The sequence below is a fragment of the Nocardia implantans genome (assembly GCF_035544775.1).
GTDB classification, from domain to species: Bacteria; Actinomycetota; Actinomycetes; order Mycobacteriales; family Mycobacteriaceae; genus Nocardia; species Nocardia implantans.
The window spans coordinates 72,294-83,219 of sequence record NZ_JAYKYQ010000022.1 but is presented as its reverse complement, the minus strand read 5'-3'; the positions used below and the strand labels follow the sequence as shown (position 1 = coordinate 83,219).

At 69.6% G+C, this 10,926-nt stretch carries 10 protein-coding genes; 5 read left to right on the top strand and 5 right to left on the bottom strand.

What is annotated here, in order from left to right:
* The 5 genes from U3653_RS32750 to U3653_RS32730 form a co-directional block, all read right to left on the bottom strand.
* Positions 1-466, bottom strand: a 466-nt coding sequence (locus U3653_RS32750; protein ID WP_324722497.1) for a mspA family protein, incomplete at its 3' end; no start/stop codon positions are given.
* 691 nt (positions 467-1,157) lie between these two features.
* Entirely contained in the window at positions 1,158-1,652 is a 495-nt protein-coding gene (locus tag U3653_RS32745) for a MogA/MoaB family molybdenum cofactor biosynthesis protein (RefSeq protein ID WP_195044576.1), read from the bottom strand.
* A gap of 101 nt (positions 1,653-1,753) precedes the next feature.
* Positions 1,754-3,121: a S1C family serine protease gene (locus U3653_RS32740; RefSeq protein ID WP_195078382.1), complete on the bottom strand. Its 1,368-nt coding sequence runs from the start codon at positions 3,119-3,121 to the stop codon at positions 1,754-1,756.
* Between the two features lie 248 nt (positions 3,122-3,369).
* Complete coding sequence (locus U3653_RS32735) at positions 3,370-4,824, bottom strand: ATP-binding protein (RefSeq protein ID WP_195078381.1); 1,455 nt, start codon at positions 4,822-4,824, stop codon at positions 3,370-3,372.
* A gap of 10 nt (positions 4,825-4,834) precedes the next feature.
* The gene (locus U3653_RS32730) at positions 4,835-5,521 is read right to left on the bottom strand and encodes a response regulator transcription factor (RefSeq protein WP_067795419.1); all 687 of its coding nucleotides are present in this window, start codon (positions 5,519-5,521) and stop codon (positions 4,835-4,837) included.
* A gap of 356 nt (positions 5,522-5,877) precedes the next feature.
* Between U3653_RS32730 and U3653_RS32725 the strand changes: the two genes are divergently transcribed.
* The 5 genes from U3653_RS32725 (at position 5,878) to U3653_RS32705 (ending at position 10,889) form a co-directional block, all read left to right on the top strand.
* On the top strand, positions 5,878-8,643 hold the full coding sequence (locus tag U3653_RS32725; RefSeq protein WP_195078380.1) for an ATP-binding protein: 2,766 nt from the start codon (positions 5,878-5,880) through the stop codon (positions 8,641-8,643).
* Positions 8,640-9,050 carry a roadblock/LC7 domain-containing protein gene (locus tag U3653_RS32720; RefSeq protein WP_039801134.1) on the top strand — a complete coding sequence of 137 codons (411 nt, stop codon included), beginning with the start codon at positions 8,640-8,642 and terminating at the stop codon, positions 9,048-9,050. Before U3653_RS32725 ends, U3653_RS32720 begins: the two co-directional genes overlap by 4 nt.
* Before the next feature lie 7 nt (positions 9,051-9,057).
* Positions 9,058-9,429, top strand: a complete 372-nt coding sequence (locus U3653_RS32715) for a DUF742 domain-containing protein (protein ID WP_040782732.1) — start codon at positions 9,058-9,060, stop codon at positions 9,427-9,429.
* Between the two features lie 100 nt (positions 9,430-9,529).
* On the top strand, positions 9,530-10,087 hold the full coding sequence (locus tag U3653_RS32710) for a GTP-binding protein (RefSeq protein WP_039801302.1): 558 nt from the start codon (positions 9,530-9,532) through the stop codon (positions 10,085-10,087).
* Complete coding sequence (locus tag U3653_RS32705) at positions 10,080-10,889, top strand: MHYT domain-containing protein (RefSeq protein WP_195078379.1); 810 nt, start codon at positions 10,080-10,082, stop codon at positions 10,887-10,889. Before U3653_RS32710 ends, U3653_RS32705 begins: the two co-directional genes overlap by 8 nt.
* The last annotated feature ends 37 nt before the right edge of the window (positions 10,890-10,926 follow it).

Here is a 10,926-nt window from a genome sequence, read left to right as displayed (position 1 = left end):
TGATACCGATCGAACCACCGGCGCTCGCGCCGCTGAGATTGACACTGCCCGACACACCCGCGGAAATCGCGTCATCGGCGATGCTCACCTGGCAACCGACGATGTAACCCGTGCTCAACTGCGACGCGCCGTGCGTCGAGGAGTTGTTGGTTCCGGGGTTTCCGGAGGGGCCGTTGTTGGGGCCGACAGTGCCTTCGGGCGTCTCGGTGACATCGGCAACCGCGTTGCCCGACACCCAGACCACACGACCTGCGCCGTTGGCGGCCAGCGACGGCGAAATCAAGGCCCGCTCTCCGTTCCGGGTGATCGTCACGCCGGGCCCTACCTTCTGGCCGTCCGGCAACGGCACGAAGGTATCGGCATTGGCGGCACCGGTCGAAAGCAGGCCCATGGCAACAGCCGCGGCAGCGCCGACGCCCGCGACGCGGGCACCGCGGCGCAGACCTTTGGTGCGGTTCTCGCTCATACTTCCCCTCATCAGGTTCAAACAGTCAACCTCGACCATCGAGGCTGGACAGTGGTCCTCTCAGGCCCAGCTCAGTGTGTCGCCCCTTTGTTGCCGATGTGTAACCGGTTGTTATTTCGGCGCAACGGACATAGCTGGCAACGGAACCGAGCCGGGTTCCGCCGAGCGGGCTTCGTGCGTGCCGGTACCCACGAGCTGCGGGTCCCATGGTGGGTGGCTCGATGGGAGATTAAACGTTCTATAACGACGCCCGCAACGAAAAGTTTCGTAAAGTTCAAGGTGAGCCCCGTCACAGTTGCGCACATCCGAATATGGCTTGACGTGCATAAATACTGGATCGCTACAGCCGCGCCGAGCCGGGGCGGCGGGATGACGGCACAACAGGGCCAGGGACGGATACGGGCCGTGCCCGTACTGATCCAGTTCGGATTACTTCCGGCGGAAAGTGATCACTGGCGGGTTACGAAGCCAGGAGTAATGATTACGTAGCTACTACGTAGATAACGGACTCAGCCGTGATGCGGGGGAACCTGAGCGCGCAGCCAGTCGTCAGCGGACCCGGCGTCGTCACGGTCGTCGCGCTCGTCGGCGGTGGTGTCGGGCAGCGCGTCGCCGAAAACCTTCGCCAAGCGCGCGGCATCCCTCGCCCGGCGAGCGGCCGGGCGAGGGTCTTCAGCGGGCGTCGCGATGATTACTCGACCAATCCGGAGAGTTCGCCGATCACTCGGCTGGCGAGCGGGCCGAGCGTCGCCATGCCGTCGCGAATGGCGGAACGGGTGCCGGGCAGGTTGACCACCAACGTGCTGCCGGACACGCCGGCCACACCGCGGGAGAGCCCGGCGTCCAGCGAGCCCGCCACCCGGCCGGAGGAACGAAGGGCCTCGCTGATCCCGGGCAGCTCGCGGTCGAGCACCTGCGAGGTGGCCTCCGGCGTCACGTCGCGCGGGGACATGCCCGTGCCGCCGACGGAGATCACCAGATCGACGCCGCCGATCACCGCCGTATTGAGCGCGTTGCGGATCTCCACCTCGTCGGCCTGCACGGACACCGACGCGTCCACCAGGAAACCCGCTTCGGTGAGCAGCTCGGTGACCAGCGGGCCGAGCGAGTCAACACCTCCATGCGCAGTCCGATCGTCCACGACCACCACCAGGGCACGCCCCGCCACAGGAGCATCGATTTCCATGGTGCTCACCGTAGCGCCTACGTCCAGCAGCTCGGCAGCCGCGCCGAGAACGTCGGCGTCGACATCGATCATCGGACCACGTCCGCCGGGCGCCGCGCGCATCACCGGCCGCCGTCCGCGGGCGCGCCGGAGAGGGTCACCTCGACGGTCTTGGCATTGTTGCCCTGATCATCGGTGTAGGTGACTTTCACCTTGTCTCCCGGCTGGTGCGAGCGGACCGCGGCGACGAGCGCGTTCCCGGAATCGATCGGGCGGTCGTCGAGCTTCGTCACCACCGCCCCCGGCGGGATGCCCGCGCGCGCGGCGGGGCCGTCCGGCGTGACGTCGCGGACCTTGGCGCCCGAGACCTGCTGTGCCGGGTCCTGCTGCCGCGACACCGTGATCCCGACCTGCGCGTAGGTGGCCTTACCGGTCTTGATCAGCTCGTCGGCCACCCGGCGCGCCTGATCGACGGGGATCGCGAAGCCGAGTCCGATCGATCCGGTCTGTCCGCCCGCCATCTCGGTGGGGCCGAGCGTGGCGATGGCGGTGTTGATGCCGATCAGCTTGCCGCTGCCGTCCACCAGCGCCCCACCGGAGTTGCCCGGGTTGATCGCGGCATCGGTCTGGATCGCGTCGATCACCGGGCTGACCGCGGCGGCCTCGCTCCCGTCGCCGGTGGTGACGACGGGCCGGTTCAGCGCCGAAACGATGCCCGTGGTGACCGTGCCCGCCAGGCCCAGTGGCGAGCCGATCGCGACGACCGGCTGCCCGACCTGCAGATCGCCCGAGCTGCCCAGCTCGATGGGAGTGAGGCCGGACTTGCCGGAAACCTTGATGACGGCCAGGTCGGAGACCGGATCGGCGCCGACCAGCGTGGCGGGCGCGCTGCTGCCGTCGGAGAACACGACCTCCATCCTGGCGCTCGGCCCGCCGCCCGCGGCCACGTGGTTGTTGGTCAGGATCAGGCCGTCGGAGGACAGGACCACCCCGGAGCCCTCGCCCTCGGCCTTGCTGCTGGCCACCTTGATCATCACGACGCTGGGCAGCACCTTCTGCGCGACCGCCTGGGTGGAACCGGCCGGAGCGTTCACCGCGTTGCTCACGTTCGGCTTCGGAGCGTCCAGCGCGTTGGTCACCGGGGTGCGGCCGTCGTCGCCGTGCGTGACCAGCGCACCGACCGCACCGCCGACGCCGCCGCTGACCAGCGCGAGCGCGACCGCGCCGACGGCGAGGCCCGCGCGGAACGGACGCCGGGCCGGTGCGGGCGCGCCGTAGCCGGGGCCGTGCGCCTGCGTGGCGTCGTTCGGCGGACCGAAGGACGCGGGATACCCGGGGAACGGCGCGGCCGGATGGTGCTGCGGCGGGAACTGCGCGGTGTGGTGCTGCGCTTCCTGCGGACCGTAACCGGGGGCATGCGCCTGCCCCGGCCCGAACGCGCCCGTGCCCGGCGCGTCCGGCTCCCGGCGATCCTTCGAATCCTCGGTCATGGACTCCTCGTTTCTGCTCACGTCTCGTCCAGGTTGGCCGCGGGGACTGAGAGCGGACTGAGACCGTGCTTTCAGTTTTCCGAGAGCTGCCAAGGAACCGGTGCACGAAAAGAACCACCGGCAACTTGATGTCTCAAATCCTGCCGCAAACCAATCGGAGCATTGTCCGAAATACCCCACCGACGGCGAATATTCCGCACGAAACTCGAGATTGTGCCGGAAATGGAGTTCCGCCGCCCGCTATTGCGTCAATCCGGCACGGGCGCGCCCGGCTCGCCGGGCAACACGATGCGAACGACGGCGCCCCCGCGCGGCGAGGTATCGATGGCGATGGTGCCGCCGTGTTTCGTCACCACCTGTTTGACGATCGCCAGGCCGAGACCGGAGCCCGGCATCGACCGCGACGACATGACCCGATAGAAACGTTCGAACACCAGCTCCCGCTCCGCCGCCGGAATTCCTGGGCCGGCGTCGTCGATGGACAGCTCCAGCAACCCGGGGCCGCTCTCGCGCATCAGGATGCGCACCTGCGCGCCCGCCGGACTCCACTTGGCCGCGTTGTCCAGCACGTTCAGCACCGCGCGCTCCAAACCCGCCTCGTGCCCGTAGACGAACCACGGGCGCAGGTCGGCGACGAACTCGATGCCGGTGCGACGGCGGCGGGCCCGCTCCAGCGCGCGTTCGACGACCTCGCCCAGGTCCACGCGTTCGTAGACCGTCTCCGGCGCGTCCTCCCGCGCGAGGTCGACCAGGTCGCCCACCAGCGTGGACAACTCCTCGATCTGCGCCATCACGTCGGCGCGCAGTCCGGCCATGTCCTCGTCCGGGATGCGCGGAGCGCCGGGACGGCTCGACGCGATGAGCAGCTCCATGTTGGTCCGCAACGACGTCAGCGGTGTGCGCAGCTCGTGCCCGGCATCGGCGACGAGCCTGCGCTGCCGGTCGCGCGACTCCGCGAGCGCGCGCAGCATCGTGTTGAAACTCTCTGTGAGCCTTGCCAGTTCGTCGTCTCCGGTGACCGGGATCGGGGTCAGGTCGTCGGTGCGGGCGATCCGCTCGGTGGCCGCCGTCAGCCGCGCGATGGGCCGCAGACCGGTGCGCCCGACCGCCGTGCCCGCCGCTGCGGCCAGCACGACCCCGCAGCCGCCGACGACGAACAACAGCCAGGCCAGCCGGTCGAGCACCTCCCTGGTGCGATCCAGCCGCTGCGAGATGACCAGTGTGGCACCGGAATTGGTGTACACGGCCAGCACGCGCTGATCGCCGTCGGTGCGCAGCGACGAACTGCGCTCCCCGCGCGCCACGGACAGCTCCTGCGGACCCACCGGCGGATCGGTGGACTGCGGCGGCAGCCAGCGCCGCAGATCGGGGTAGATCAGCGCGATGCCGGTGTCGTCGTAGAAGGCCGCGGCGACCATCAGGTTGAGGTTGTTGAACCCGTAGGGATTGCTGGCGATCACGGCCGTGGACCGGCTGCGCAACTGGGCGTCCACGTCGGCGTACAACGCGCGCGCCACCAGCGCGTAGGCCGCGATCGATGTGACCGCGACCGCGATGGCCACCACGGAGGCGGCCAGCAGCGTCACACGCCACCGCAGCGAGACCGAGCGGGTCAGCGGCATCGGCGGCCGCATGTCCACGGGCTCGGGCGGGCGCTGGCCGAGCGCGGCGACGGCGGGGCGTTTGGGGGGTGTTCGTGCCATGACCGCGGACCTACGGCGGCGTTTCACGCAGCACATAGCCCACGCCGCGCACCGTGTGGATCAGCCGCGGCTCGCCCTCGGCCTCGGTTTTGCGGCGCAGATAACCGATGTAGACCTCGAGCGCGTTTCCCGAGGTCGGGAAATCGTAGCCCCAGACCTCCTCGAGAATGCGGCTGCGGGTGAGCACGCGGCGCGGGTTCGCCATCAGCATTTCCAGCAGTGAGAACTCGGTGCGGGTGAGACTGATCGGCCTGGCGCCCCGGGATACCTCGCGGGTCACCGGATCCAGCGACAGGTCGGCGAACTTCATCGCCTCCGAGGCGTCCCCCGGCCCCGCGGCCGTGCGCCGCAGCAGCGCGCGCAGCCTTGCCAGCAGTTCCTCCAGCGCGAATGGCTTCGGCAAATAGTCGTCCGCCCCGGCGTCGAGCCCGGCGACCCGCTCCGATACCGAATCCCGCGCGGTGAGAACGAGAATCGGCAAATCGTCGCCCGTGCTCCGGAGACGGCGGCAGACCTCGAGCCCGTCGAGCCGGGGCATCATCACGTCCAGGACGAGGGCGTCGGGTCGCTGGACGGTTGCCTTCTCCAGCGCGTCCACGCCGTCCACCGCGAGATCGACGGAGTAGCCGTTGAAGGTGAGCGACCGGCGCAGCGATTCCCGGACCGCCCGATCGTCATCGACCACCAGAATGCGCATGCCACCAGTTTGACCGCAGCGACTGAGAGGTAACTGAGAGGGCGCTCCCGACACGCCGTGGTGAGCAGCGGCGACACTCCCCGGCGCGTCGTCCCTGTCAACGGGGCATGACCAGGGCCTTCCATGGCGCCGACGGGAAGTTGACGCGTCCCTTACGCATTCCACCGCGAATCATGTTCTCTATAGCCATATTCGGTAATTTGCGCGCCGACTCCCCCGGATTGCCGATGACCACTCTGCACGGTATGTTCCGTGCGGTAAAAAGAAGACCTCTAGTTGGTTCTTTGCGGGTTGAATCAATACCGAACAGCCACGCGCGCCCGAGGTCACTGGTGAAGCGGAGGCGACGGAAGCGGATGGAAGCTGCACCGCGGTCCTGGCAATTCAGCCTGTCGAACTGGTCGGTCACCCGCAAGGTTGGCGTCGTGCTGGTGCTTCCGGTGCTGTTGGCGACCGTCTTCGCCGTGCTCCGAATCAACAACGAACTGCGCACCATGGCGCAGTTGGACGCGGCGACCGAACAGGCCATCATCATCCGCCCGATCGTCAAGTTCGGCACGGCCACCGAGCAACTGGGCGTCACCGCGACCGCCACCTGGGGCAACACCGCGGACCCGCAGACCGACGCGGCGCTGACGAAGTTCGACCAGGCCCTGGCCGAACTGGAAGCGGCGCTGCAGACCACCAAGGTCAGCGGCCGGGTCACCTCCGAGCTCGCCTCGGCCATCGCCACCGGCACCACGATGCGCAACAGCCTGCGCAACGGCTCGCCCGCCATGGTCGGCGAGCAGTCCGACGAGATCATGGTCCGCATCGGCAACGCGCTCGCGCTGTCGCCCTCGGTGGACGACCTGGTCATCCAGCGGTACTTCCTGCAGCTGGCGTCGGTGCAGACCGCGCGGCGGGTGCTCACCCAGCAGCGCATGCTGATCGGCTCGCCGGACGCGGGCCGCAACCCGAGCGTGCGGCCCCGCGTGCTGGTCGCCGCAGGCGCCGAGATCACCATGATCTACCAGTACGCGCAGATCCTGCCGGACTACGCGGGCAATATGCGTCCGCTGCTGGACGCGGTGCAGACCCGCCTGGGCACCTTCAGCCAGAACGCCGCCGACCCGGCGACCAATCCCGCCGTCATCGACTCGCTGCTGATCAGCTCGGACACCTACGAGAAGACCACCGCGCAGTTGATCGACACCATCGACGGCGCGCTGGCCGACCGCACCACCGAAGCGCAGGCCGGTGCGCTGCGCGAGACGACGATCGTCATCGGCATGCTGCTCGCGGGCCTGGCGCTGGCGCTCTCGGTCGCGCGCACCCTGGTCGTCCCGGTCCGCCGCCTGCGGCGCGACGCGCTGGAAGTGGCGCACATCAAACTGCCCGACGAGCTCGCCGTGGTGCGTGCGGGCGGCACCACCCCCGAGATCACCCCGGTCGCGGTGCACACCACCGACGAGATCGGCCAGCTGGCCCGCGCCGTGGACGAGATCCACGAGCAGGCGCTCAACCTCGCCGCCGACCAGGCCCGTCTGCGCCTGCAGATCGGCAACATGTTCGAGACCCTGTCGCGGCGCAGCCAATCGCTGGTCGAGCAGCAGTTGGCGCTGATCGAGGACCTCGAGCACGACGAGGACGACACCGACCGGTTGCAGAGCCTGTTCCGTCTCGACCACCTGGCCACCCGCATGCGCCGCAACGGCGACAACCTGCTGGTGCTGGCCGGCACCGCGCTGCGCCGCGGCCAGCTGCACCCGGTGCCGCTGTCGGACATGCTCTGGAGCGCGGTCTCCCAGGTGGAGGACTACCAGCGCGTCGAGATCGGCGCGGTGCCCGACGGCATCGTCGCGGGCGAGCCCGCCGTCGACATCGAGCACCTGCTCGCCGAGTTGATCGACAACGCGCTGCGTTACTCCCCGCCGACCACGCCGGTCACCGTGATGGTGTCGCGCGCGGTGGACGGCGGCTACCTGATCGAGATCACCGATCGCGGCCTCGGCATGTCCCTGGAAGACCTCCAGACCACCAACGACCGGCTCGCCTCCGGTGGTGAGGTCACGGTCGAGACCGCGCGCCGCATGGGCCTGTTCGTCGTCGGCCGCCTGGCCAAGCGCCACACCATCACGGTGAGCCTGCGCCGCACGTCCACGATGGCGCAGCAGCCCGGCATCACCGCCAGCGTCCACCTGCCCGGCGCGCTGGTGGCGCCGCCGATGGACGCCACCGACCCGGCGGGCAAGCCGCTGGACATCACCGCCGAGCATCCACTGCCCTCGCTCGCCACCCCGCCCACCGGTGGGCAGCCGCGCAACCTGGTTCCGGTGCCGAGCCTGCCGCAGCGCGACACCGCGCGCTTCGGCGTGACCAGTTCGGGCCTGCCGCAGCGCCGTCCGGCCATCCGGGTCGCCGACACCCCCGACCAGCCCACGGTCTCCACACCGGTCGGCCGCGCGGTCAGCCCGGCGGACCAGCCGGCCACCCAGCCATGGCCGGTGCTGGCTCCGCGCGCCGACGAGCGCACTCCCTCCGGGCCGTTCGCCGCGGTGCCGCCCGGCGCGGGTGAGCAGCCCGTCGAGCGGGAGCAGCAGCCCGCGCGCACCGATCTGTGGACCGAGGTCAAGGACGACGAGCCGACCACCGGGCCGACGCCCGCCGTGCCGGCCCAGCCGCCCGCGCCGCAGACCACCGCTCGATCCGGCCTTCCGATCCGGAAGCCGGCCGCACCCGCCGAGCCACCGCAGCAGCCGGCACCGGAACCCGCGACGGTGACCTCGTCCCGGCTGCAGCCGGTCGCGGGCGCGTCCCCGACCCCCATCTACCAACGCATGGTCTCGGAATGGCTGGTCGAGCCCTCGACCTCGCCATCGCCGGACAGCTCGTGGTCCTCGCCTGGTGACGCGGGATGGCTGGCCGCCGAGGACGCCAGCCATCCGACCACCACCGCGCGCACCGTCGGCGGGCTGCCGATCCGCAGGCCGGGCGCCCAGCTGGTGCCCGGCGGCCTGGCTCCCGCGGAGGACGCGGGCACGCGCGATCCGGAAGAAATCCGCAACAATCTGACCAGGCATCTCAGTGGGGTCCGCAGCGGGCGGGCCAATGCGCAGTACAACGACGGAGGGCTTGCATGACCAACGCGAACAACAGCACCACGGACGAGAATCTGAACTGGCTGGTCGCCCGCTTCACCCGAGATGTACCCGGCGTGTCCCATGCGGTGCTGGTCTCCGCGGACGGCCTGTTGCAGGCCACCAGTCCGCACCTGCCCAGCGATCGCGCCGAGCAGCTCTCCGCCGTCACGGCCGGACTCGCGAGTCTGTCCATGGGCGCGGCGTCGCTGTTCGACGGCGGCAAGGTGATGCAGTCGATCGTGGAGATGCAGCGCGGCTACCTGCTGGTGATGAGCGTCGGCAACGGCTCGCATCTGGCCGTGCTGGCGAACAAGTCCCACGACATCGGCCGTATCGGATACGAGATGGCCCTGCTGGTCGATCGGGTGGGCTCGGTGGTCACCGCGACCGCGCGTACCGCTGTCTGAGCGTGAGATGTCCAACCCATACGGCCCCGGACCACGCCCGACCACGCGCGTCCGGCCTTACGCCCTGACCTCGGGGCGCACCGAACCCGCGATCGACCTGCCGTTGGAGGCGGTCATCGAAACGTTGTCGTACACTGCACATCTCGACTGGCCGACCGGCGACATCCGCACCGAGATACTGCGACTCGGCACGCATCGGCTGTCGGTCGCGGAGATCGCGGCGCATCTGGACCGGCCGCTGGGCATGGTCCGCGTGGTGATCGGCGACCTGGTCGTCGACGGCACCATGCGCGTGCATTCGACCCTGACCGAAGAGGCGAGCTATGACGAGCGCCGTTCCCTGATGGAGAGGACATTGCGTGGACTCCGCGCCCTATAGGAATTCGGGGCCCAGTGGACATCCCGGGCCAAGTGGAAATCTCGCACCGGGCAACGCCCCCGGCCAGGACGGCTTCGAGAATCGGGTCGCCTCGACGAAGATCGTCGTCGCCGGTGGCTTCGGCGCGGGCAAGACCACGTTCGTCGGCGCGGTCTCGGAGATCGTTCCGCTGCGCACCGAGGCGATGGTGACCCGCTACTCCGACGGCATCGACGATCTCGCCGAGACGCCGGAGAAGGAGACCACCACGGTCGCCATGGATTTCGGCCGGATCATCCTGCCCGGCAACCTGGTGCTCTATCTGTTCGGCACACCGGGCCAGCGGCGGTTCTGGTTCATGTGGGACGACCTGATCCGTGGCGCGATCGGCGCCGTGGTGCTGATCGACACCCGGCGGCTGGAAGACAGCTTCGCCGCGGTCGACTTCTTCGAGGCGCGCAAGCTGCCGTTCCTGATCGCGGTCAACCGGTTCCCGGACGCGCCGCGCTTCCCGATCGCGGAACTGCGCGAGGCGCTGTCGGTGCGCGAGGGCGTGCCGATCGTCGACATCGACGCGCGCAACGCGATCGAGGTGCGCCAGGCGCTCGCCGCGGTGACCGAGTACGCGATCGCTCAGCTGAAGGCCAGCGAACTGGAAGGAACCGCCCGCCATGCGTGAGGTCGCGGTGCTGGCCGCGGAGAGTGCCGCCGCGACGTCCGTCGACCAGTTCGCGCTCGGCTATTGGCTGATCGCGCTGTCGCTGGGCATCTCGGTCCTCGGCGCGGTGGTCGGCCTCGCGTGCATCGTGCACGGCGCGCGCTCGGTTCAGTTCCGGCTGGTGTGGCTGGTCTCGGCGGCGATATCGCTGGGCGGCGTCGGTGTGTGGCTGGCCACCTCGGTAGCCATGCTCGGCCTGAAAGTTCCCGGCAGCGCGATGCGTTACGACCCGGGCAGGCTGGTCGCCGCCCTGGTGGTCGCCATCGTGGCGGTCTTCGCGGCGCTGCTGATCGTCGGACGCACGCCCCGGCTCGCACTGCTGCTGCCCGGCGGACTGGTGCTCGGCCTCGGCATCGGACTCACGCACTACCTCGGCATCGGCTCGCTGGAGATCCAGGGCTCGGTCGGCGTGACGGCCTGGCTGGCCTCCGTCTCCGCCGTGATCGGCGTGATCACCGCGACGGCGGTGCTGTGGCTGTTCCAGACCATGCGCTTCCCGCTGGCTCGCGCCGCGACGGTGCTGCTGTTCGGTGTCGGCGTGGCCGCCACGTACTACACGGCGGTGGCCGCCCTGCATTTCGACGTCAACCGGTCGGCGAAGGTGCCCGGCGGCGTGGAGCTGTTCGACTTCGTGTTCCCGATGTTCGTCATCGGCTTGCTCGCGCTGACCGTGCCGATCTCCGCGGTGCTGATCGCCCCGGATCGCCGCGAACTGGCCGCGCCGCCGAAGCCGCGCAGGCCGAAGCTGGAGCCAGCCCGCTGACCCGCGACTGATCGACGGTTTCCCGCTGGCCGATCCC

Coding starts and splice junctions, on each gene's coding strand:
- U3653_RS32740 (WP_195078382.1), bottom strand. CDS start 3,121: ATGACCGAGGATTCGAAGGATCGCCGGGAGCCGGACGCGCCGGGCACG.
- U3653_RS32735 (WP_195078381.1), bottom strand. CDS start 4,824: ATGGCACGAACACCCCCCAAACGCCCCGCCGTCGCCGCGCTCGGCCAG.
- U3653_RS32725 (WP_195078380.1), top strand. CDS start 5,878: ATGGAAGCTGCACCGCGGTCCTGGCAATTCAGCCTGTCGAACTGGTCG.
- U3653_RS32705 (WP_195078379.1), top strand. CDS start 10,080: ATGCGTGAGGTCGCGGTGCTGGCCGCGGAGAGTGCCGCCGCGACGTCC.
- U3653_RS32745 (WP_195044576.1), bottom strand. CDS start 1,652: ATGGAAATCGATGCTCCTGTGGCGGGGCGTGCCCTGGTGGTGGTCGTG.
- U3653_RS32720 (WP_039801134.1), top strand. CDS start 8,640: ATGACCAACGCGAACAACAGCACCACGGACGAGAATCTGAACTGGCTG.
- U3653_RS32715 (WP_040782732.1), top strand. CDS start 9,058: ATGTCCAACCCATACGGCCCCGGACCACGCCCGACCACGCGCGTCCGG.
- U3653_RS32730 (WP_067795419.1), bottom strand. CDS start 5,521: ATGCGCATTCTGGTGGTCGATGACGATCGGGCGGTCCGGGAATCGCTG.